The sequence below is a fragment of the Lacibacter sp. H375 genome, assembly GCF_037892425.1.
Taxonomy (GTDB): Bacteria; Bacteroidota; Bacteroidia; order Chitinophagales; family Chitinophagaceae; genus Lacibacter.
Genome location: NZ_JBBKTT010000001.1, coordinates 4,394,141 through 4,418,538, shown reverse-complemented (window position 1 = coordinate 4,418,538; position 24,398 = coordinate 4,394,141). Strand labels below are relative to the sequence as shown.

13 protein-coding genes and 1 riboswitch are annotated in these 24,398 nt (G+C 39.4%); of the genes, 6 read left to right on the top strand and 7 right to left on the bottom strand.

Going from position 1 to position 24,398, the window contains the following annotated elements:
* Positions 1–47: 47 nt before the first annotated feature.
* Entirely contained in the window at positions 48–1,019 is a 972-nt protein-coding gene (locus WG954_RS18885) for a ribonucleoside-diphosphate reductase small subunit (protein ID WP_340438401.1), read from the bottom strand.
* A gap of 112 nt (positions 1,020–1,131) precedes the next feature.
* A riboswitch (cobalamin riboswitch) is annotated at positions 1,132–1,343 on the bottom strand.
* A 112-nt stretch (positions 1,344–1,455) separates the two neighbouring features.
* Positions 1,456–2,721 carry an NRAMP family divalent metal transporter gene (locus WG954_RS18880; RefSeq protein WP_340438398.1) on the bottom strand — a complete coding sequence of 422 codons (1,266 nt, stop codon included), beginning with the start codon at positions 2,719–2,721 and terminating at the stop codon, positions 1,456–1,458.
* 148 nt (positions 2,722–2,869) lie between these two features.
* Here WG954_RS18880 and eat point away from each other — a divergent pair, with 148 nt between their 5' ends.
* Positions 2,870–4,186 carry an ethanolamine permease gene (gene eat, locus WG954_RS18875; RefSeq protein ID WP_340438396.1) on the top strand — a complete coding sequence of 439 codons (1,317 nt, stop codon included), beginning with the start codon at positions 2,870–2,872 and terminating at the stop codon, positions 4,184–4,186.
* Positions 4,187–4,203: 17 nt separating this feature from the next.
* Here the strand turns inward: eat and WG954_RS18870 are convergent, their stop codons facing one another.
* Entirely contained in the window at positions 4,204–5,301 is a 1,098-nt protein-coding gene (locus tag WG954_RS18870) for a D-TA family PLP-dependent enzyme (protein WP_340438395.1), read from the bottom strand.
* Between the two features lie 178 nt (positions 5,302–5,479).
* On the opposite strand from WG954_RS18870, the gene WG954_RS18865 reads away from it, so the two are divergent.
* Positions 5,480–5,944 carry a hypothetical protein gene (locus tag WG954_RS18865; RefSeq protein WP_340438394.1) on the top strand — a complete coding sequence of 155 codons (465 nt, stop codon included), beginning with the start codon at positions 5,480–5,482 and terminating at the stop codon, positions 5,942–5,944.
* A 108-nt stretch (positions 5,945–6,052) separates the two neighbouring features.
* On the opposite strand, the gene WG954_RS18860 is transcribed toward WG954_RS18865, so the two are convergent.
* The 4 genes from WG954_RS18860 to WG954_RS18845 form a co-directional block, all read right to left on the bottom strand.
* Positions 6,053–6,493: a carboxymuconolactone decarboxylase family protein gene (locus tag WG954_RS18860; protein WP_340438393.1), complete on the bottom strand. Its 441-nt coding sequence runs from the start codon at positions 6,491–6,493 to the stop codon at positions 6,053–6,055.
* 64 nt (positions 6,494–6,557) lie between these two features.
* Entirely contained in the window at positions 6,558–7,136 is a 579-nt protein-coding gene (locus tag WG954_RS18855) for a Crp/Fnr family transcriptional regulator (RefSeq protein WP_340438391.1), read from the bottom strand.
* A 131-nt stretch (positions 7,137–7,267) separates the two neighbouring features.
* A complete protein-coding gene (gene tamL / locus WG954_RS18850; protein WP_340438389.1) occupies positions 7,268–9,565 on the bottom strand; it encodes a translocation and assembly module lipoprotein TamL in 2,298 nt (765 codons plus the stop codon).
* Complete coding sequence (locus tag WG954_RS18845; protein ID WP_445298462.1) at positions 9,562–14,595, bottom strand: translocation/assembly module TamB domain-containing protein; 5,034 nt, start codon at positions 14,593–14,595, stop codon at positions 9,562–9,564. Before WG954_RS18845 ends, tamL begins: the two co-directional genes overlap by 4 nt.
* A 380-nt stretch (positions 14,596–14,975) precedes the next feature.
* Here WG954_RS18845 and WG954_RS18840 point away from each other — a divergent pair, with 380 nt between their 5' ends.
* From WG954_RS18840 to WG954_RS18825, 4 genes are read left to right on the top strand one after another with little or no spacing between them, the layout of a single operon-like run.
* The gene (locus tag WG954_RS18840) at positions 14,976–15,839 is read left to right on the top strand and encodes an SdiA-regulated domain-containing protein (protein WP_340438387.1); all 864 of its coding nucleotides are present in this window, start codon (positions 14,976–14,978) and stop codon (positions 15,837–15,839) included.
* Entirely contained in the window at positions 15,836–19,453 is a 3,618-nt protein-coding gene (locus WG954_RS18835) for a BamA/TamA family outer membrane protein (RefSeq protein WP_340438386.1), read from the top strand. The genes WG954_RS18840 and WG954_RS18835 overlap by 4 nt, the downstream gene beginning before the upstream one ends.
* A gap of 4 nt (positions 19,454–19,457) precedes the next feature.
* Positions 19,458–23,123: a metallophosphoesterase gene (locus WG954_RS18830; RefSeq protein WP_340438385.1), complete on the top strand. Its 3,666-nt coding sequence runs from the start codon at positions 19,458–19,460 to the stop codon at positions 23,121–23,123.
* Positions 23,123–24,391: a Pycsar system effector family protein gene (locus tag WG954_RS18825; RefSeq protein WP_340438384.1), complete on the top strand. Its 1,269-nt coding sequence runs from the start codon at positions 23,123–23,125 to the stop codon at positions 24,389–24,391. The genes WG954_RS18830 and WG954_RS18825 overlap by 1 nt, the downstream gene beginning before the upstream one ends.
* Positions 24,392–24,398: the final 7 nt, after the last annotated feature.

Below are 24,398 nucleotides of genomic sequence, written 5' to 3'. Positions count from 1 at the left end.
CTCGGACTTGCGACATACCATAAATCCTACATCACAAATCCGACATCTTAAAAGTCTTCTTCTGTTGAAAACATCTGCGATTCTTTATTACCCATCACACCGGCTTTCTGATAATCGCCTACACGCTTCTCAAAGAAGTTTGTTTTGCCTTGCAGGGAGATCATTTCCATAAAGTCGAATGGGTTGGTGGCGTTGTACACTTTTGCACAACCTAATTCTGCCAACCAACGGTCAGCAACAAACTCAATGTATTGCTGCATCAGTTTTGCATTCATACCAATCAATGCAACAGGCAATGCTTCAGTGATAAATTCTTTTTCAATTTCTACTGCATCGGTAATGATGGCTCTTACTTCTGCTTCGCTCAGTTTGTTTTGCAACATGCTGTAGAGTAAGCAGGCAAATTCGCAATGCAAACCTTCATCACGACTGATCAACTCATTGCTGAATGTTAAGCCCGGCATCAAACCACGTTTCTTCATCCAGAAAATAGAGCAGAAACTACCGCTGAAGAAAATACCTTCAACTGCTGCAAATGCAACGAGACGTTCAGCAAAACTTCCGTTCTCGATCCAACGTAAAGCCCATTCTGCTTTTTTCTTTACAGCAGGAACAGTATCGATGGCGTGAAAGAGTTTATGTTTTTCCTGCGGATCTTTAATATAGGTATCGATGAGGAGGGCATATGTTTCGCTGTGAATGTTTTCCATCATGATCTGGAAACCATAAAAACATCTTGCTTCCGGCAATTGCACTTCGCTCATAAAATTCACAGCCAGGTTCTCGTTCACGATTCCATCGCTTGCTGCAAAAAAGGCGAGTACATGCGAAATAAAATGACGTTCGCCACTGTTGAGGTTTTCCCAATCTTTCAGGTCACCGCTCAAATCAATTTCTTCAGCTGTCCAAAAGCTGGCTTCGTGCTGCTTATAATGTTTCCATATTTCAGGATAGTTGATGGGTAGAATAACAAAACGGTCTTTGTTTTCCTTCAACAGGAGTTCTTCTTCTTGCTTCATATTTTCTTCTTTTACTTTGGCTACCGGGGACAAGTATAGTGCTGAAAGCATGAGCCACTTTAGAGGTGGCGAAAACAATCAGTACAAATGCTTTTCTTCCCGAAAGCGTTGTGACTAAATTTTCCTACCGGCAGGTCTTCTGACTTTCCCGCCTTTTGAACGTCCTTCCCATTCCTCTTATCGAGGGACAGTGGATGTAGTTGTTCAAAAGTTCGCCAATTGGCGACGGGATAACAGCTACGGGGATAGTTCAGGATTTACACCTGATTCCCTTTTAATGCAATGCGCTGAAGCGTATTGTCAACCGAGACGGACTGTAAAATAAACCCCAATCGGCTGAATGAACGGAAGTTGTTATTCACGTTATGTTGAAAAAAAAGAAAAACAAATATTGGTTTGAAACATGTTGGCTGAAAAGCAGCGCCTGCACTCAGTTTCAGGCAAATTGCAGGTATAATAAAACGCCGGCACTGATGGTCATGATAGCCAAAGCAATAAAACCAACTATATTTTCTGTGCGGTTGTTAACATTATCGCCCATAATTTCTTTGTTATTGGAAATGTGCAGAATAATTGCAATAAGCACCGGCGACGTAATGCCGTAAAGAATGGCGGTGTAGATCAACGCTTTGATGGGAGATATGCCAACATAGTTGAGCGATAAACCAAGAATAAGTGAAATAGCTATGATGATATAAAAAGCCTTCGCTTCGTGAAATTTTTTATCGAGTCCTTCTTCCCATCCAAATGTTTCGGTAATGATGTAAGAGATAGAACCACTCAACACCGGAATAGCAATCAGCCCCGTACCAATAACACCAATCGAGAAAAGCAGGTAGGCTAAATCTCCGGCCAAAGGTTTTAATGCACTGGCAGCCTGTTCAACTGTATCTATCTGGTGAATACCTTCTTTAAACAAAACAGTACCTGTGGTAAGTATAATAAAGTACATCACAAGCCCGGAGAAGGTCATACCAAGGTCTACATCTTTATTCATAGTATGTACCAGTTTTTTATCAACAACCAAACGTTTTTTCTTGTGTTTCATTTCTTCTACTTCTACAGAAGCCTGCCAAAAAAACAAATAAGGTGAAATGGTGGTGCCGAGTATACCTACAAGTATGGCAATAAAATCTTTATTGAATTTGATGGTAGGAATGAATGTAGATTTTAGAATTAGTGCAAAGTCCTGTTTGCATAAAAAAGGAACAATGAAGTATACAAGCATTACGATGCACAGATATTTTAAAACAGCGGCAATTTTTTGATAGGGCAGGTAAATGATAAGTCCCAGCAGGATCACGGTAAACAAAACGCTGAAATACGTTGCATCAACTGAAGGGAATAACAGGTTGCCTACTGCACCCATACCTGCAATATCGGCACCAATGTTCATAACAATTGCGGGAAAGCTGAACAACAGCATTATGTACAAAACAGGTTTGGGGTAATGTTTCTTTAAGGTTCCTGTTAATCCCTTCGAGGTAACTAAACCAATTCGTGCACACATTTGCTGAATAATGGCCATGAGAGGAAATGCAACAATGGAAGTCCACAAAGTTGACAAACCATAAGCAGCGCCCGCCTGCGAATAGGTTGCAATGCCCGAAGGATCATCGTCGCTGGCGCCAGTCACTAAACCTGGGCCGATCTTTTTCCAGAATCTTACCAGCTTTTGCGATAAGTTTTTTTTATAGTGCATTAAAAAAGTTGTTACAGATACACGGGCAAAAGATACGATCAGAACTTATGTTCATCACTGATTATGCTCACTCAATAAATTGTTCTTCGTTACTATCCTGCAATGAATGATAAGAAAAGTTATTTTTGAAAACACCCATGACACAACTATGGCAACAAAACAACCCGTGTTAAAAAAAGCACTTACAGCAATTCATTTATGGGCTATTGCTGTAGGCCTGGTTATTTCCGGTGAATATTTCGGCTGGAATTACGGGTGGGCAGCCGGTGGAACAGTAGGTATGCTCATTGCAACAATTGCTGTAACGGTGCTGTACGTCACCTTTATTTTCAGCTTTACTGAACTTACTACAGCTATTCCTAATGCAGGCGGTCCGTTTACATATGCTTATAAAGCACTTGGTCCATTGGGCGGATTGATTGCCGGTTATGCTACACTCATTGAGTTTTTATTTGCAACACCTGCTATTGCTTATGCACTGGGTAGTTATATCCATTTCTTATATCCATCGATGAATGTGATGTACACGGCCATTGGCTGTTATGTGTTGTTTACTGCCATCAATATGCTGGGTATAAAAGAATCGGCTTTGTTTACATTGCTGGTAACCTTGTTGGCAGTGATCGAATTACTGTTTTTTATGGGTATTGTTGCGCCGCATTTTCAACTGAAAAATTTTATGCACAACAGTATGCCATTTGGTTGGGCAGGTGTATTTGCGGCATTGCCCTTTGCTATGTGGTTATATCTCGCTATTGAAGGTGTATCGATGGTGGCTGAAGAAACCAAAGATCCCAAACGAACGATTCCTAAAGGATATATGGCTGGTATTGCAACTCTGGTAGTGCTGGCATTGGGTGTAATGATCCTTACTGGTGGACTTACAGATTGGGAAAAATTAACAACCATCGATTATGTGTTGCCTGAATCAGTTAGCATTGCATTGGGAAAGGAGAACCAGCTCACAAAACTGTTTGCCGGTATTGGTTTGTTTGGATTGATCGCTTCGTTTCACAGCATCATTCTTACTTATTCAAGACAGTTGTTTTCATTGGCAAGAGAAAATTATCTGCCTTCAGGTTTGGCAAAACTGAATTCACGTTTTCAAACACCACACAGGGCATTGATTGTTGGTGCCATCATTGGTATTATTGCTATTGTTTCAGGTAAGACAAATGAGCTGATCATTTTTTCTGTGCTTGGTGCAATTGTGATGTATATCACCAGCATGATAAGTTTATTTGTATTGCGGAAGAAAGAGCCAATGCTTGAACGGCCATTTAAAGCACCGCTTTATCCTTATTTTCCCATCATGGCTTTGATATTGTCAACAGTTTGTTTGGTTGCGATCGTTTATTACAATGTAATGTTGAGTGTTATCTTTTTTACAGCATTGCTTTTGCTCATTATCCTGTTTGTAGTTTCAGGTAAGTATAAGAAACTGCTATCGTCTGCAAATCAGTAAACGAGTTGATGTAATTGCTATACATTTATTGCACGGTCTCTTGCTACAACCTTCCATGTTGTTATGGCTTCATTGTTTTCAACAACAACCGCTTTGTCATACAACGCAACCGTTGGACATATATGAACGGGCACGCCGTACAAAACATCGCCCACTTTGAATGTGTTACTATCTGCAACCTTCAATACCAAATGTTCTTCGCTTTGCGAGTAGGGTATAGCATTAGGCGCATTCAAAAAATGAACTCTTGGTAATGGATTTTCTGCTGCAACTGATTTATGTCCAAGATCTGTAGTGATGGTTTGCTCATCAATAATAGAAATTACTCTTGTTAAAACAAGTGCGGCATAATCAAACGGCTCATCAGGCACCTGGTGTTTGTAACCCCAGTCCCAATAAACAAATGTGCCCGGGCTGCACTCAATATTTCGTTTAATGTGAGTTGGGAAAGTAGGAGAGCCACCCGCAATAATCGTTGTTGGCTTGTTGGTGAGTTTTTCAATTTGTGTTGCCAGTGTAAGCACTTCATCAAATGCTGTATTGCTTTTTTGTTGACGTAGTTCAAGATCAGTATCTCTCAAGTGACCATCGTATGCATGCAGGCCTCTGAACTGAATACCGGATAATGAAATCAATTGTTCAGCTAACCCAAAAGCGTTTGACGGTTTAACGCCGCTTCTGTTCATGCCTGTGTTGAGATCAATAAATATGTTAATGGTTATGTTGTTGGCAGTAAACAGGTCTGATAAAGCCTTTGTTGTATCAATATTATCAACAACACAACCGAATATGGATTGCGGATATTGCTGCACCAATGATAATAGCCGTTTTGCTTTTGGTCCAACGGGTTGATAAGCCAGCAGCACATCTTTTGCATTCAGCATGGCCAGCATTTCTGCTTCGGCAATGGTGGCGCATTTGAATTTTGTAATACCTGCCGCCATCATCATCGCACATACTTCAGAAGTTTTATTTGTCTTTACATGCGGACGAAGAAGTTCAACATCTTTGATCATGTTAATTGCATGGTCGATGTTTTGTTGAATACGTTCTTTGTACAGAAGCAAGGCAGGCGAATCAATCGTATCGATATTTTTTATATTGTACCAATTCATGAGAAACAAATGTTGAATTTAGATAAAGCTACTTGATCGAAGTAATTCATCCAAAAAAGTCAGGTTCTGCATTACATCAAGCAACACAGCCCATTGGTCAAACGAATTAGCAGAGCGATTAAAGCTTTCACAACTTTACACTGTTCATTTATCTATATCATTTTTTAAATTAATAGTTATGAAAGCGAAACAGTTATTTGTAATGGTATTCCTGGTTGCAGCCAGCTCTTTTATTTACTCGTTCGTAACACCAATGGGCGGGGAGGGGTTCGAAATTTATATTGATAATAAACTGGTATTGCAGCAGTTCAACCAGGAGATGAAACAGTTGAAGAATATCCAGCTCACAGCCGCCCACAGCAAAAGCGAATTGAAAGTGAAATATTATCATTGCGGTATGGCGGGTAAAAGCCGCATACTCGAACTGAAAAATTCAGATCAAAAAACTGTAAAGCGTTGGGAGTTTGATAACAGCGAAGGAAAAAACTTTGCCATTACCGTGGCCGTAAAAGAAATACTTGATTCACAGGAAAAATTGGGCAATGGCACCATCTATCTTTATTACAGTTCAAAGGAAGCGCCACAGGGTAGGTTGCTGGCGAGTATTGTTCATGCGAATAAAAATTCGCTTACAAGTAAATAAGGAGTGTACGGAAGAAATTTGTGATAGAAAGAGCCAATACTGTTGGCTCTTTCTATTTGCTGGATTGTACGAATGAATTTACTGCTACAACGGAATTATGAAATCATTTTATTTTCCCGGTTCCATTTGTGTGCTGATGGCGATCCTGTTCCACGCATTAATGGTTGCCACTGCCACAATCGTTTGGGCAATGTAGTTTTTATCCAGAACTGCTATGGCTTGTTGATAGGTTTTATCAGATAAGCCCTGATTGTGGATCAATGTAACCTCTTCTGTAATGGCCAACACAGCTTTTTCTTCTTCTGTGAACAAATTTGTTTCACGCCATGTACTCAATAAAAAAATACGTTGAATAGTTTCACCGTTCTTCAGTGCATCTTTTGTGTGCATGTCGATACAATAAGCACAGCCATTGATCTGCGAAGCTCTGATCTTAATCAATTCCTTATGTGTTTTAGAAAGTTGACTTGATGCCAAATAACCCTCCAGTGCAAACATAGCCTTGTATGCCTGCGGTTCTGCTTCATGAATGTTTACCCTTTTTTCCATTTGTCTCTGTTTTAAATTAGAAAACAAAGTTGCAAAACAGAAAACGGATAAAACTTAAACTGGTTTAAGAACGGAATTTATGTCTAAGCTCACTTAAATATTCAGGCGTAAAGCCAAGGAAAGAAGCGACCAAATATTGCGGGATACGTTGCACAAATTGGGGGTGGGCCTTGCAAAAATGCAGGTAGGAATTTTCTTTTGAAAATTCATGCTGATATTTAAATCTCATTTGCGATGCGGCGAAAGCCCGTTGGTAGATAAAGCGGAAATAGCGTTCCATTTTTGGATACTCTGCTAACATTTTTTCCTGTGAAGAACTATCGATCATCAGAACTTCTGAATGTTCTACTGCCTGTATATAAAATTCAGTAGGCCGTTTGTGTTCATAGGCCATGTTATCGGTCATCCACCAGTTTTCTATTGCAAACTCAGTTGTTTGTTCAACACCTTTTTCATTGATAAAAAATTTTCGCAGGCAACCTTTCAAGACAAAATAATGCGATTTGCAGATTTGCCCCTCAACAAGCAGGTTCTCTTTCTTTTTAAAATTGGCAACTTTGAAAAACGATGAAATGCCGACGAATTCGGCTTCGTTCAGTTCAATAAATTTTTCTAAATGCGATCTGAATAGTTCAGTGCTCATCTTTTGGGATGTGTTTACAAGTAAACATTAAATGACGTTACAAAGGTAAACGAAAAGAAATGCAGGGTACTGCTCCCCGTTAGGGAGGTGAGTTTCATATGTGAGAAACGGAATGAAAAAATGATTGTGTTTTAAAATGGATACCCGATAGCCAGGTTAAATACCAGATTCTGCCTGCGCCAATCCCTGCTTGTTAAATTCACCTGGTTTATTACTGAAGGCGGTATAAACCATGGCTTCCGGATGGGGAAACCTGCATCTAATCTTATTACAAACAACGTAATATCCAATCGCAACCCTAAGCCCACATCAACAGCCATTTGACTTAAGAATTTGCCGCTGAATTGCGAACCAGGTTTATCGGTATGTGTTGAATCATTTACAAGCCAGATATTTCCGGCATCAATAAATATCGCCCCATATAAAGGCCCGGCAATATGTGGACGAAACTCTGAATTCAATTCGAGTTTTATATCGCCTGTCTGATCAGGAATAACCTGATTTGCATTCACAGGAAAATAAGTACCGGGTCCTACTGAACGACTTCTAAAACCACGTAAGCTATTATTACCTCCAACGAAAAATTGTTTTACATATGGCACCTGAACGGAGTTGCCGTAAGGTATGCCAATACCAATATCAACACGATTCACCCATGTTGATTTTAATCCAACACGCAGGTAATGTCGCACATCAGCACCAACCTGAACATATTGCGAAAAAGGAACTGTTCCAAATCTCACGGTGTCGCCTTTCTTAATATTTGCGCCAGTAATAAGTCCTGCTATGTTTCCTGAAAGATCGGCTATACCACTAAAGTACCAGGCAGATTTTGGCTGCACATTATTTGCAAGTTGATTATAAATAAATTGATAACGGCTTCCTAAAATGAATTGCGGTTCAATTGCTCTTTCGAGTCCCGGAATACTTGCCTGCAATACTTTGTACTCATCTGTTACATTTAAAGGTTCTGCATAAGCAATGGAAATAGGGAAGAACTCATGCACACGTTGCAGATCTTTTTTCCAGGTAAAGCCATACTCGGCACGATATGAATTGAGTGTGTATAATTTTTGCCTGTTAAGGATATCATACCCTAATTTAAAATTGGTACGTGGTGCATATGGTCCACTATGTTTGATCTTTATGAATGGAATAGAAAAACGAGGTACAACGTAAGCAATTTCACCACCTACACGATATGTGTTGTAACCTCTGAAGGTACCACTGAACTGAACATCCGATCCAATATAACCGGTGATTTGCAACTGAGAGCCGTTACCTCTGATGTTTCGGTTAAAGTAACTGAGGTTGATCTGCGAACCATTAAGGTTATTTGATCGGCTGATCAATGCAACTTCAGCCCGCAACGATTGTTTAGGTTGCGGGGTAAGATAATAATACGCATCAAGCTTTGGTGAATCTATACCCGGTACCGGTTCAAACCTGTTCTTTACAAATTTGAAAAGGTTAAGATTGATAAGCCTGTTCAATGTTTGGTTGTGATCGCTGCGGCTGTAAATTTCGCCGGGCTGAAACTGCATTGTTTCTTCAAACAGAAACGGCCGGTACTTTTTACGACGGTCCACTATATAATATCCCTTATAATACTCACCCATTGTTTTCAATGTATCAAGGCGATCGGCATCAAGTCGGAAGCCAGTGTAGATATATACTTTGTTGATGCGGTAGATATCACGTGCTGCAGCAGGAGTTTCTCTTTTTACAACCACATACATATTCACTAAATGATTGCCGATGGTACTGTCTGTACGAATCAATAAATGGTCAGCGTTAAAAAAATAAAATCCCTTTTCTTTCAGAGAGGCATCAATACGTTGACGCTCGGCTTTGATCACATCAATATCAAATGGTTGGCCTGGTTGTAATAATGTGTTTGGTACGGTTAATCGAATTGCTTGTGAAACGTTACTACTGTCAGAAGGAAACTCAACCTGGTTGATCTTGTATTGCACGCCGGTTTCCGCTTTGTAAATTGCTTTCATCGTCTTTCTTCTTACAACGGTATCGGCGGTTACTTTGCCATGAAACCAACCTTTATTCACCATATAATTTTCCAGTGATCTGATATTGGAAGAAAGATCTAATCCGCTTGCTAATACAGGAGGTTCACCATGTTTCTCACGAATATTTTTAAATATTCCTTTTTTAGCATTGCGGAACATGTTATAGATGCTGAGTTTTGGACGCAGCCCTAAAATTGAACTGTTTGGTTTGGGGCGTGATAAACCTTCTAAACTTTTCTTCAATGATTTTTTTTGTCGGGAAGTTAATGATGGACCATTCACTGTTACATCTGCACCAATATATAGTTTATCATTATCGGGTAGGTGACGGGTGCCCCGGCATCCAACTAAAAAAATGATGGAGCAAAATATAACCAGAAATAAGTAAGACCGTTTTATCATAATCTATTGGCATTTTGAGGATTCGTAACCTGCCGGTTTTTTTTCCTGCGTAGAATTTGCATGAAGCGTTCATAATCCACTGAAAAAATAAAACTCAAGCCGGTTTCAATAATATATCCGTCAACGATGCCCTGGTATTCATTCTGCCGGTAGAAACGTAAAGCATAACGGCCATCCTGGCTGATCTGGTAATCGGCTGCTACATTACCTGCTATATTAGTGCTCTGCTGATTACTGTTTTGTGGACCTTCTAGCTGGAAGTTGCTGCCAACAGTTATTTTAAGCCTGTTACTCAAGAGTCGTTTACTCAATCCAATATTTAGATCTGTTCGTCCCTGGCGGGCGCCTGTTGTGTAATCATCAGTGGATACAACATCGAAGTTGATATCAACTCCACCCACCAATCCTGCTGCTAACCGGTTCAATTGTTCGGTAAGTAACTTGCTTACACTTTGCCGGGCATAGGTATTAAAGCTGAAGGCATCACTTTCTGATTCAAAAGGATTTTCACCAACAAAGCGGTTTAATAGCAATAGAGAAAAAACCTGTTTGTTGATTTCTCCCTCATCCTGGCGGATGATCCGAAGCCGTGACTGCACAGCAGTTACAATATCGTTGGATACACCGTAGTTTTTTTCCGGAAGATCAATATCAAAATCAATAACAGGTTTCAATAGTTCACCGGTAAGCGTAAGTTTTACCTCAAATGGCAATTTCTGCAAATAGATGTTTCGGTTTACCTCTGATGTTAGTTGCGATGAAACGAGATCAAGAGGAGCCGTATTGGCAACATAAATGGCATTGATGTCAAGTTGCGCTGTTGTTGGTTCACCCGTCCATATAATATTGCTTCCCTTTTGAATATCAAAACGACGGCGCAAAAAATTAAATGCCAATTGGTACGAACCTTTATCGAGTACATAGTTGCCAGCCAATGTTATTTTACCACTCGGATCAATTCCTGCACTTAACTGGGCTTCACCCTGCACATTCAACAAATCACCATTTGCTTCGTCAATGATCACATTGAAGACGGCTTCTTTTTTTATTTCGATGGTGGTTGTTACATCAAATCCTAAAATACTGCTGTAATTGAGAGAATCATACGAGGCAAGAAAAAGCGAATCATTTTCCGGTGCATCCATATCAACAAATTCAACGATGCCGTTTCGTTGTGCAGTTCCCTGGTCTACCTGTGGTATTACAAAACTTAATGCTGTGCCATCATTTACTGTTATTCGTCCGTCTGCTCTTGGTTTGGCTTCAGTACCAAGAATGCGGATATCGGTTGTTACATTTAATTTACCGTAGTAAAGTTTGTCAGGTCCTTTCACTGTATTCAGTACCTGGAAATTTGTGGATGCTACATGCAGGTCAAGTTCATAATTTATAAAGTTATTGGTGAGTGCTTTTCCATTTAATACCAGGCTGCTGCCGGAAGAATCCTGGATCAGGAAATTGTCGAACACAAAGCCATCACCTTCCAGCGTTAATTTCTGATCACTAATTTTAAAACGTGTGCCAAGTAATGTGGGAATAAAACTTGCGTTGTTAAATGCAACATCTCCCGTGATGTCCGGATCATAGAGGTTGCCTCTTATCTGCACGGTACCATTAACGGACCCTGATGCGTCTGCCAAAATTTTTGCCATCGCACCTTCCATTGTAGATAGTTGCAGTTGCCGGATGTTCACTGTAAGATCTGTTGTGATATCGGTTTTGCGAGGTGTGAAATATCCTGTTACGGTTATATCATTTCCACGACCACTGATGGTGGCGTTTGTGTTATGACGGTTATTTGTCCCGGTTGTCACTTGCAAATCGATATTTCCAATTGTATCTTTTTGCATACTGAAATTTTCAACTTTTAAGCGACCTGTAAATGAAGGCACTTGCAGGAGATTGCTTATAACAAGGTCTCCGTTCAATAAACCATCTGCAAGTAAAGAATCTGTTTTTAGAAAAGCGGTAATGGTAGATAAACGGAATTGAGAAAATTTTACATCAAGCGCACCTGCTTTAATATCTGCACTGTTGATGCTTAATTGCTGGTTATCTTTCCGCAATACAAAATTATTTGCTGTAATAACATCGGGGCCGATCGTTATTCGGTTTCCCGCTGCAACCGACCACACTTCATAATTCAACAAGAGATTATCCTGGTTAAGACTGATGCTGTAATTACCACCAGGAGCGGAGGTAACTACACCGGCAAAACGGTATTTGGGTTTGCCAAGAGGATCATCTGTTGCAGCAATAAAGCGAAGATTATTATTCAAAGCAATTGCATCAACACGTGTATTGTATAATGCCATCCCTGTTTTGTTTTTAATACTGGCGGCGTTGGCATTGATCTGTAAACCCGTATCAACAGAAGCGGCTTTGATGTATAGTTGATTAAATTCATTTCCCTGGTAAACCAACAAAGGAATTTGTGCGGTAGCGTTCAACCCCGATCCTGCAACAAAATTCCCTTCTGCGGTTATACTATTAAATGATTCAAGCCCCGGGATAAATGAATTAAATACAGGCGAATAGTTTACCGCAAGATTAAATTTGAAATTATGCGTCCCTGATGTTGCCATTGCATTCGATGAATTGCCTATCCGGAAGTAGGGGTGAATGCTGTTTTCTATGATAGCTCCCAATTCATTTAACCGGTACTTACCACTAATATCGGCATTGGCAATATCGCTGCGTAAGGATATGTAGTTTACTGAATCAGTACTTCCACTTTTAATTTGTATTGTATCAAGCGGTAAACGATGGGGGCCCGATACAAATAATCCTTTACTGATGAGCAGATCGGCATCAATATTATTCGATGTTATATTCGAAATTGTTCCTTCAATTTTACCACGGGCAATCAACGGCCCTTGTGTGAGATGCAGTGCCTGGGTCTTCACACTGTCAATCATTCCAGTTATTTCATAAGATGAATTGCCGGAAATATTTCCTTTCACTGTAATATCAAGGTCAGCATTTGGGTCATCAATATCAGCACGAAGATTAAATGCGGCATTTGCGATTGTACCATTGAGATGTACATTGCGGTACCGGTATCTGTTATAATCTGCCGAATTAATAATTGCTGAGAATTGAGCATTGGCATTTTCTTTTTTCGTGCCTTGTCCTTTAACGTTGAAATTGCCGGTAATTGTTCCTAACTGTTCCGGCTGTTTCAAGATGTATCCGAGATTTAATGCAGTAGCTCGTATCCGTGCATTATAACTCATACGATCAGGATCTGCAATATTGGTGAACCGGCCATTTACATTTGCAGCGCCTGCAGAACTGTTGATGTTGAGATTTGTTTGTATAGCGCCTGCGTTGCCCCACAACGTTCCATTAAGATCAAATTCTTCCGGAATATTTATTTCTGCAGTTGATAAACGTTTGCCGGTGAACAGGCTGATGTCGGTTTGATTCGTGTGAAGTTTTCGTATCGTAAAATTTCCGCCGGAAATTTTTGGACTGGTTAGCCCTGTTAGTATTCCGTTCGCATCGATCTGTGTATTTGAAAGTCCCTTGAAACGAAAATTATCTACGATCATCCGGTTGAGTGTTCCTTTGCCTTTCAGGTGAATGCTCCAAGTATCATCAGGGTTAGCAAAAGCTTTTTCCTTTCGCAATGCCGGGGCAAAATATAAGATGTCTTTTACTTTAATATAGCTATTGTCGATATCAGCAATCATTTCTGTGTGGTTAAAATGATCAACCAATTCATCTCTTGATGTATATTTTAATGAAGCACCCTGTTTTATTTCGCTGCCGGGTGTTTTAATCAGCAGCCCATTTACATAAGCCTCATTATGTGCATAAAGTATGGTTCCATGTAATTCATCCAGTACAAATCCGCTTTGATCGGAAAATGATCCTTTTGTTATTGTGCCGCCAATTGAATCGTTGTTGAAAACAAAATCGTTGATACCTAGCACCAGGTCTTTGCTCAACATGTGTGCAAAATCAATTCCATAACCCTGTCGAACCTGTGTATTATTATCAAACTGGAAACTATTTTCATCCAGATCAATCTTGCCTGCACGGATGTTCCAGCCTGCCTTTTGTTGTGCTACAAGTTCCTGTTCAAGTTCCTGCACCAGCACAGCAGCCTGCTCTTTCTTATCCAACCGAATAATCACCGATGAATTAGCAAAATTAAATGCCGATAAAAAGATCTTGCGTTGCTGCAGATCGATCAATTCAGGTTTTGCCTGAAGTTTTCCTACAACCACATTGGAATGAAGAGCCGACACATCGTTATCATACCGGAAATTGACATTTTGCAAATCAACATTTCCAATTTGCAGGTGCATTGGAATGGTCTTAGCTGCTTCGGCAATATCTTTTCCTAATGGCTCTGGTGTAACAAGGGTTTTTATCTGTTTAATAACTACAGTAATGTTTTTTCCGGTAACAAAGGGAATGTCAAAATCATTCTTATACAGATCTCTTGAATGTAGCCCTGTTTCCAAATCGCCTGCATTGATGTACATAGCACTGCCGGCCACAACATCCCGGTAATTGATCTTTACGTTCGACAGACGGATCATATCCAGATCAGCAACAAGTGCGGCCGTTGTATCGGTTGATTTTGATTTTGATGTAAATGCATTAAGGATGAATTGGAAATTGAAAGCTGAATCTTTTGCATCACGGTAAAAAGATCCGTTAACATCGGATAGGGTAATGCTGTTTACTCTCACCTCATTAGAGAACAATTTCACGTAGTTTAATTTAGCTTTTATCATTCCGCCACTCAGCAATGTATCTTTTCTGCGATCTTCCAGGTAAACATCTCTGAGCGAAATATTTCCTGCCAGGTCAAATGATATTCTGTCGATCTTAACAGTGGTCAGCAATTTTTTCTCGAGATAGTTCTCCACTTTCGTGGTAAGAAGTCGTTGCGCCGGTGGGGTAAGTATTAACAGAAACACGGCCACTATCAACAGCAATAGAAATAGAACTGACTTCAGGATTATCCTGGCAGCCCGGGATTTCCTGAAACTTTTTTTTGCTGTTTGAACCATAAGTTTGAGAATAGACAATTAGAAATGCAAATACCACGCCCTTTGTTGTTCATTGCATTTTAACGTCAGCTATTTTTTAAAAGAGATATAGTGGGGAAAATATTGCCCAACCACTTGCTGTATTGTTCGGCCGGCGGTAAATCACCGACAATCAGTTAACTTCATATTAGCTTCTGACACACATACGTTGTCTCCCTCGCAATAACTCTGTTATGTCACTCACACATAATGAGTTGAAAATTGAATTATCGGGATGATTTTTTTCATACTCACGGTTCTGTGTAAGCTACGGCCCGTTTTTTGGCAGTAGTCTTTTAGCAACCTGTTCTTTCGGATTTTTCCCGGAGGATTGGGTTGCTATTCAGCTTCAACTATTATATATGTCAATAATCAGGCTTTTTATTGCTGCATTTATTTTTTCCCCTGTAATATTCTCTTGCGAATCCGGTAAAAAAAAAAATAAAAAGCCTTTAGCCGATTCCTCCCGTTACGATCTTGAAAATCCTGTTACAATAAAATTACCGGATGCGTTGGCCGAAGTTTCGGGAATTGTATTCTATCCAAAAGACAGTTCCCTTTTTGCAATTAAAGATGAAGCCGGGATACTCTATAAAATTTTCCTTAATAAGAAAAATGTGATCACCGATTGGCGTTTTGATAAGAAAAAGGATTACGAAGATCTTGTTTTACACGACAGTATATTTTATGTGTTGATCAGCAATGGAGATATTGAAACCATTCAATTTGGAGCAAGTGATTCTATCCTTACAACTGTTTCAACATTTCCCGAAGGAATGAAGAACGAATTTGAGGCGATGTATTATGACGATAGTTTGAAGCTGCTGATCCTGTTGTGCAAAGACTGTAACAAAGAGGCTAATGAACCGATAACAATATGGGGCTATGATATTGTCACGAACGTATATAGTCCGATGGACTCAGTAATTGATTTAATACCGCCTTTTTCAGAAAATACAGATAAGGAAATTAAGTTACGACCTTCTGCGGCAGCCATTAATCCGGTTACAAATGAGTTATATATTCTGGCTTCAATAAATAAGTTATTACTGGTTGCCGACAGGAAAGGAAAACTTATTTCCACACACGAACTCGACTCTGATCTTTATCCACAACCTGAAGGTATTGCATTTACACCGTGGGGTGATCTGATCATTACGAACGAATTGGTTGACAACGGCCGTGCAAACATTTTAGTTATCAAGAATAAAAAGAGAAAGTTATGAAAAAGATCAGCTTTGCTTTTTTAAGTGCGTTGGCTTTTCAGTTAACAGCTATAGCCCAGGATAGTGTACAGTCGAGGATCGTTTTAATTGGTAATGCCGGGCAATTGATCAATGCCGTTAAAAAAAATATTCCGTTCAACGATAAAACAACCATCATTTATCTCGGGAATAATCTTTTAAAAGGCGGATTGCCAGATGATGCTTCACCCGGTTATGAAAGTATTAAAGCAACGCTTGACTCACAAATACAGATCGCAGCAAACAGTAAAGCAAAAGTTATTTTTATTCCCGGTAACAATGAATGGTCGCTTGGTGGCGCCGAAGGCTACGAGTCTGTATTAAGAATGCAGTCTGTTATTGATAAAGCAGGAAATGAAAATATAAAAATGCTGCCCGGTGAAGGTTGCCCGGGACCAGTTGAAGTAAAAGTATCTGATGATGTTACATTGGTAATTATGGATAGCCAATGGTGGTTGCATGATGAAGATAAACCGGGTCTTGAATCTGATTGCCCTTATAAAACACAATTTGAAGTGTTACTTGAACTGGATGAAATTCTTGCTGACAATAGCAACAAAGTTGTGCTGCTTGCATTACATCACACGTTCAGGAGTAAAAGTGCCAAAGCTGCTTATTTCAGATTGAAGCAACATGTGTTTCCCTTAACTGATGTGCGGCCCAATTTGTACATCCCATTACCGGTTGTAGGTTCATTATATCCCATAACAAAGTCTGTGCTTAGTGTAAAACAAGATCTGCGCCATCCACTTTATCAGTCAATGATCACATCGATCGAACGAATTGTAAAATCATATCCATATGTAATTTATGTAGGCGGTCATGATCCTTCGTTACAGATCATACAGGATAGCGGTTATAACTATATCACCAGCGGAAGTGGTAATAAGTATGCACGGGTATCAAAAGGAAGTAACAGTTTATATGCCTCTTCAGAACCGGGTTTTATTACGCTTGATGTTTCAAATAAAAAGAATGTGCAGGCAAATGTGTATGTAGTTGAAGATGATGTTGCCAGGATTGATTTTTCAAAACATATTCTTGATTTCTCCAAAAAAATTGTACTTGAAGCTAGTATTACCAGAGAGGTTGATTATAAGTATAAAGATAGCGTGGTGGTTTCTGCGAGTGAGCGATACGAAACAACATCTGGTTTCCGAAAATGGTTCATGGGTAACAACTATCGTAAAGAATGGAACACGCCTATTAAGATGAGAGAATTTAACATCCAAAAAGAAAAGGGTGGACTCAAGATAGAGGGCATAGGGGGAGGCAACCAAAGCAGGTCGCTTCAAATGACAGACAAAAACGGAACAAACTGGGTAATAAGATCAATAGAAAAAGATCTTACAAAAGGAGTGCCTTTCAATTTTAGAAATTCATTGGCCCAATTCATTGCACAGGATGTTCTTTCTGCAAGTCACCCTCATGGACCGGTGGTGTTGCCTGGTCTGGGAAAAGCGGTTGATGTACTTACATCTGAATATGAATTTTTGTACGTGCCCGATGATCCTGCACTGGGACGATACAGAAAATTATTTGCTAATACAGTTGTAATGCTTGAGAACAGAAACCCGGGCGCAGGGTTACAAGATGTAAAGACAACCGCAAAAGTGATCAATAAAATGCTGGAAGATAATGATCATCATGTTGATCAGGAAAAAGTATTGAACGCTAGATTATTCGACATTTTCATTGGTGATTTTGACAGGCATGGCCGCCAATGGAGATTTGGTACTTCTGATACAGGCAAAGGCAAACTGTACTTTCCTATTCCGAGAGACAGAGACCAGGCTTTTTTTAATTCGGATGGAGTACTGCTATGGAAATTATCAAAAAGGTTGATCCCCGCTTTGCAAGGTTTTAAAAGCACTATCAAAAATGTGAATGGGTTTAATTCACAGGCAAAAGATTTCGACCGCACTTTAATGAATAACCTCGACGAAAAGGCCTGGAGAAGGATCAGCGAAAACTTCACTCAAAAGATGACAGATGAGGTAATTGACAATTCGCTTAAAAATTTTCCCGAACCCATTTATGCAATGGATGGAAAGATCATTGCAGATAAATTAAAGAGTCGAAGAGATCATCTTGTTAATGATGCCATCACTTACTACAGGTTTATTTCAAAAGTTGTTACTGTAACCGGCAGTGGTAAATCAGAATTTTTTCATGTAAAAAATCATCCGGAAGGTTTACAGGTTACGGCCTATAAGAAAAAAGATGGTAACGATTCTGCTTCTGTGATGTTCACCAGGATATTTAAAGAAGATGTAACAAAAGAAATAAGATTGTTTGGGTTGAACGGTGATGACAAATTTGAAATAGATGCTGATGTTTCCTCAAAAATTAAATTACGTATCATAGGTGGTAAGGGCAATGATACATTTGATCTGAAAGGCAACATAAAGAACATTGTATATGATCTTAAAACAGAAGATAATCACACAATAAATTTAAAAAGAACAAACAGAGAGTTTTCATCAGACCCATCCATTAATTTATACAGAGGTACTGAATTCCAGTATAACCGGAGACGGTTTCCTCAAATTGATATTGGTTTTAATCCTGAAGATGGCCTTTTGCTTGGCGCAGGATTTGCATTAAGAACTTTTGGTTTCAGAAAAGATCCCTATGCAACTGATCAAAAGCTCACAACGCTTTTTTCTCCAGCAAGGGGAGCGTATCGACTGAGATATGTTGGTACGTTTAATAAAGTGTTGTTTAAAAATGATTTGTTGATACGTGCCGAATTGGTGAACCCATCAATCAGTAACTTTTTTGGACTTGGTAATGAAACTGTTTTTGAGAAGAGTAAGACAATTGAATTTTACAGGGTACGCTACAGATATTTTGAAGCAGATCTGCTGCTTCGTAAAAGATTCAATGAAATAGTATCAATTTCTGTTGGTCCAAGTTATTATCAATACTGGAGCAAGTTCAGAGATAACAGCAAACGAATACTAGCAACTCCCGATGTAATTGGCACGGACTCTGCAAGTATATATGGAGTAAAAGAATATCTCGGGGCAAAAGCCAGGTTCGATATCGATTTTGTGAATAGTGAAATTTTCCCTACCCGTGGTATTACGTGGTTTTCTGAATTTACATCGATGTATGGATTCAGAAAAGGCACGCATAACCTCAGTAAGCTAACCTCTGATGTTACCATCTATGCAAGTTTTAGAGATCCGGGAAGATTAGGCGCAATCTTTCGGTTAGGCGGTGGTCATATTTTCAGCAAGGACTATGAATATTTTCAGGCACTCAATATTGGCGCTCATAATTTCCTGAGAGGTTACAGGAAAAACAGATTTTCAGGATCATCAACTGCTTATGCAAGTTCAGAATTGAGATTAAAGTTATTTAAGTCAAAATCATATGTGCTTCCTGGTGATGTGGGGTTAATGGGATTTTATGAGGTGGGTAGAGTATGGCACAAAGGTGAAGAGTCAAATAAATGGCATCCTGCTTACGGTGGTGGATTTTATTTTGTTCCCTATGGTGTGGTTATGATGTCATTTACTGTTGGTTTTTCACCTGAAGAAAGCTTGTTTAATTTCTCGCTTGGCTCTAAACTTAAACTCGTGTTTTAATTATATGAAAACAGACCGAAACAGCAGACAAAAAATTATCATCAGCAGTTTATGCTTCTGTATTCTTTTTTTATTGCATACCGTTGTTCATGCACAGGACACCTTGCAGGCAAGGATCATTTTAATTGGTGATGCTGGGCAGTTGACCAATGGAAAACATCCGGTAGTAAATTCAGTTAAAAAGAACATTCCGCTGAATGAGAAAACAACGATCGTCTATCTTGGTGATAATCTTTATAAAACTGGGTTGCCTGATAATTCATTGCCAACTTTTGAAATTGCAAAAGCGCCACTTGATTCGCAGATCAATATTGCAGGCAAGAGCAAAGCAAAAGTCTATTTTGTTCCCGGTAATCATGATTGGGCTGTTGGTAGTTCGAATGGATGGGAATCTATCTTAAGAGAGCAATCTTATATTGATTATTTAGGAAATGAAAATGTAAAAATGTTTCCACGGGATGGATGCCCCGGTCCTGTTGAAGCAAAAATTACAAATGATGTTTCACTGGTGATGATGGATACGCAATGGTGGCTGCATTTAGGTGATAAACCCGGCGTTGAATCAGACTGTCCATATAAGACAAAGGATGAAGTGCTGGTTCAGTTAGAAGATATACTTACACGAAATTCAGGTAAGCTGGTGTTGATCGCATTTCATCACACCTTCAGAACTTATAGTCCGCACGGAGGATATTTTACATGGAAGCAACATATTTTTCCTTTTACTGATATGCGGGACTACCTATACATCCCGTTACCGGTTGTAGGTTCTATTTATCCTTTAACAAGAGCCGTGTTTGGAGTTGAGCAGGATTTAAAAAGTCCTCCTTACCAGGCAATGGTGTCTGAAATTGAAAGCGTGGTGAAAGGACACGACAATGTAATTTTTGTTGCGGGTCACGATCATTCTTTGCAGATCATTCAGGACAGCGGGTATAATTATATCACCAGCGGTAGTGCTGCTAAAAATTCAAGAGTATCAAAAGGAAAAAACACCCTGTATGCGTCACCGCTAGCGGGGTATATAACATTGGATATTTCAAAAAATAAAAAAGTGCAGGCCAACGTGTATGTTGTTGAAAACGATTCTACACGAATGGATTATTCAAATCATATTCTTGATTTTTCAAAACTTCCTGCGAAACCTGCTGAAAATACAAGGGAGGTAGCTTATAAATTCAGAGACAGCGTGGTTATTTCCGCCAGTGAAAAATATAAGCCCAACTCGGGGTTTCAGAAATTTTTTCTGGGCCAGAATTATCGGCAACAATGGAGTACACCAATCAGAATGCAGGAATTTAATATCCGCAAGGAAAAAGGTGGATTTACAATTAAAGGTTTAAGTGGAGGTAAACAATCAAAGTCGTTGCAGCTGGTAGATAAAAATGGGAAAGAATGGACCATCAGGTCAGTTGAGAAAGACGTTGAGAAAATTGTTCCTCCTGAATTAAGAAACTCCTTATCAAAAGAGATGGTGCAGGATATGGTTTCAGCAAGTCATCCACATGCGCCTTTAGTAGTACCGGGTTTAGCAACCGCGGCTGGAGTGCCTGCTGCTGTACCTGAATTCTTTTACGTACCAGATGATCCTGCATTGGGCTTATACCGAAAAACTTTTGCCAATACTGTTGTACTTCTTGAAATGCGGGCTCCCGGAGCAGGTTGGGAAAATGCAAAAAGCACGGGTAATATCATTAATACAATGCTGGAAGATAATGAGCATCATGTTGACCAGGAGAAAGTGCTCACCGCACGATTACTTGATATGCTCATTGGCGATTGGGACAGGCATGCTGGTCAATGGGAATGGGGAACTACTGATACCGGTGTAGGTAAATTATATTTTCCAATACCACGAGACAGGAACCAGGCATTTGCCAACCCTGATGGCTTTTTGATCGACAAAGTATCAAAACGAATAATGCCTTTTTTGCAAGGGTTTGAATCTAAAGTAGAACAGATCAACAAGTTCAATTACCAGGCAAGAGATTTCGACAGGTTTTTTATGAATCATCTTGATGAAAAAGCATGGGAAACCATCACCAAAGAGTTTCAGAGCAGGATGGTGGATTCTGTTATTGAAAATGCAGTGAAGAAATTTCCGCAACCCATTTATGCAATTGATGGAAAAACGGTTGCTGATAAATTGAAGAGCCGCAGGGATCAGCTGCTCAAAGAAGCAATGACCTATTATAAATTTATTTCGAAAGTGGTTACCGTAACGGGCAGCAACAAGTCAGAATATTTTCATGTAAAAAAACATCCCGACGGATTGCAGGTAACAGCTTATAAAAAAGTGAATACGACCGATTCAGCTTCGGTTATGTATACAAGGGTGTTCAATGAAAATACAACAAAAGAAATACGTTTATATGGATTGAATGGAAACGATAAGTTTGAAATAGATGCGGATGTTACATCAAACATACTGTTGCGCATCATTGGGGGTAAAGGCAATGATACTTTTAACCTGAAAGGAAATATAAAAAACAAAGTGTACGATATTTCGCATGAAAACAATGCAAGTATCAATCATGTAAAAAGTAAAACAGAATTCTCACCTGATCCTTCTGTAAATGCTTATCGAATGACCGACTACAGGTATAACCGCCTGCGGCCTTTCTTTGAGCTTGGTCATAATACGGAAGATGCTCTTTTAGTTGGCGCAGGGATCGGACTAAGAACTTATGGTTTCAGAAAAGATCCCTATTCAACTGATCAACGGCTGTCTGTATTATATGCGCCAATGAAAGATGCCTATCGTATAAATTATAACGGCACATTTAACAAAGTGCTTTTTAGAAATGACCTGGTCGTTCGCTCGGAATTTGTGAACCCAACCATCAATAATTTCTTTGGCTTTGGTAACAGATCGGTTTATGATAAAAACAAGTCAGCCGATTTTTACAGGGTACGCTATAGCTTCTTTGAAATTGATGCTCTCATGCGAAAGAGATCGGGCAGTATGATACAAATGGCTATTGGGCCTAGTTACTCGCAATATTGGAGCAAGTATAAAGATAACAGCAAACGCATACTGGGTGAACCGGCAAACATTGGTACCGACTCTACAGATGTTTACGGAACCAAACAATACCTCGGCGCCAAAGCAAGATTCGATATTAATTATGTGAACAATGACGTTTTCCCTACACGTGGAATGACGTGGTATACCGAACTCGCTTCAATGTATGGCCTGAAAAAATATGCAAGTAATCTCACGAGGTTTACTTCTGACATAAGCATTTATGCCAGTTTAAAAGATGATGCAAGAGTTGGTGCCATCTTTCGTTTGGGTGGCGGGCATATATTCACAAAGAACTTCGATTATTTCCAGGCATTGAGTCTCGGCTCACACAACTTTCTCAGAGGTTATAGAAAAAACAGGTTTGCCGGATCATCAACGTTATATGCAAGTACAGAGTTAAGAGTGAAATTATTTAAATCGCAAACACATATTCTGCCAGGTGATGTGGGACTCATGGGTTTTTACGACATCGGAAGAGTTTGGTATAAAGGCGAAAGTTCACGTAAATGGCATGGGGCATATGGAGGAGGTTTATATTTTGTTCCATATGGAATAACAATGCTTTCGTTAACTGCGGGTTTTTCGCCTGAGGATAAACTGTTCAACTTTTCACTTGCTTCAAAATTTAAACTTGTGTTTTAATGACGACGATGATTTCAACAGATTTTTATAAAAAAACGGAACAATATGTAACCACAATGTTCCAGGAACATCCCATGCCTGATCTGCATTTCCATAACCTGGCGCATACCATTCATGTGGTTGACCGCACCAAGGAAATTGCGGGCCACTATTATCTCAGCGAAAATGATATGCTGGCTGTATATGTTGCTGCATGGTTTCATGATACCGGTTACCTCTTTACAGAACCCGAACATCATGAAGAAAAAAGCGTAGAGCTCATGGAGGCATATATGAAAGAATATGCCAACGATGAACAGTTGATTGAAAAAATAAAACAATGTATCCTGGCTACCCGCCCTCCACGTAACCACAGTAGTTTATTGTTTCAGATCATTTGTGATGCAGATACGTACCACTTGGGTACCAAGGATTTCAAAAATACCAATCAACTTGTATGGGAAGAGTATAAAGTGAAAAATCCAGATCTTACTGAACACGAGTGGATCGCTAAATCAATAAACCTACTAACCAAGCATGAGTTTTATACGAAATATTGTAAAGATCTTTTGGACGAACGAAAAAATAAAAATATGAAGAAGCTACATAAAAAATCGGACGAAACAACGGCAGAGAAAGCCGCAGCAGAGAAAGCAGCGTCAGATAAAACAGAAGCTGAACTCAGTCTTGCGAAGATAGAAAAAGATAATGGAGGGTTAATGTCAAAAGGTATTCAAACCATGCTTCGCCTTACATCAACCAATCATTTTCACCTGAGTGATATGGCCGATAGTAAAGCGCATATTCTTATATCAGTGAATGCGATCATTATATCTGTTATTTTAAGTGTATTGTTACGCAGGCTTGAAGAAACACCTTATCTGACAATACCTACAATTATTTTTTTAATGGTTTCCGTAGCAACTATTGTGATCTCCATTATCGCTACACGCCCCAAAGTAACAGAGGGTAAGTTTACGAGCCAGGATGTTGCTGAGAAAAAAACAAATCTTCTGTTCTTTGGAAATTTCTATAAAACTTCTTTTGAGGATTACAATGTTGCGATGCGTGAAATGATGAAAGATACAGATTACCTGTATGGTTCGCTCATCAAAGATATTTATACATTAGGAACAGTGTTGGGAAGAAAGTACAAACTGGTAAGGCTGGCTTATAATGTTTTTATGATTGGCATTGTAGTTTCTGTGCTGGCCTTTGGTCTGGCGATCTTTATTAACAACTCAACAGCGAGTAGTAATATAACACCTCAATCTGTTTCGCCATTTTAATATTAAA

Bases quoted from the DNA above. Each gene is read 5' to 3' on its own strand.
- WG954_RS18885 (WP_340438401.1), bottom strand. From the start codon at position 1,019: ATGAAGCAAGAAGAAGAACTCCTGTTGAAGGAAAACAAAGACCGTTTT.
- WG954_RS18880 (WP_340438398.1), bottom strand. From the start codon at position 2,721: ATGCACTATAAAAAAAACTTATCGCAAAAGCTGGTAAGATTCTGGAAA.
- eat (WP_340438396.1), top strand. From the start codon at position 2,870: ATGGCAACAAAACAACCCGTGTTAAAAAAAGCACTTACAGCAATTCAT.
- WG954_RS18870 (WP_340438395.1), bottom strand. From the start codon at position 5,301: ATGAATTGGTACAATATAAAAAATATCGATACGATTGATTCGCCTGCC.
- WG954_RS18865 (WP_340438394.1), top strand. From the start codon at position 5,480: ATGAAAGCGAAACAGTTATTTGTAATGGTATTCCTGGTTGCAGCCAGC.
- WG954_RS18860 (WP_340438393.1), bottom strand. From the start codon at position 6,493: ATGGAAAAAAGGGTAAACATTCATGAAGCAGAACCGCAGGCATACAAG.
- WG954_RS18855 (WP_340438391.1), bottom strand. From the start codon at position 7,136: ATGAGCACTGAACTATTCAGATCGCATTTAGAAAAATTTATTGAACTG.
- tamL (WP_340438389.1), bottom strand. From the start codon at position 9,565: ATGATAAAACGGTCTTACTTATTTCTGGTTATATTTTGCTCCATCATT.
- WG954_RS18845 (WP_445298462.1), bottom strand. From the start codon at position 14,595: ATGGTTCAAACAGCAAAAAAAAGTTTCAGGAAATCCCGGGCTGCCAGG.
- WG954_RS18840 (WP_340438387.1), top strand. From the start codon at position 14,976: ATGTCAATAATCAGGCTTTTTATTGCTGCATTTATTTTTTCCCCTGTA.
- WG954_RS18835 (WP_340438386.1), top strand. From the start codon at position 15,836: ATGAAAAAGATCAGCTTTGCTTTTTTAAGTGCGTTGGCTTTTCAGTTA.
- WG954_RS18830 (WP_340438385.1), top strand. From the start codon at position 19,458: ATGAAAACAGACCGAAACAGCAGACAAAAAATTATCATCAGCAGTTTA.
- WG954_RS18825 (WP_340438384.1), top strand. From the start codon at position 23,123: ATGACGACGATGATTTCAACAGATTTTTATAAAAAAACGGAACAATAT.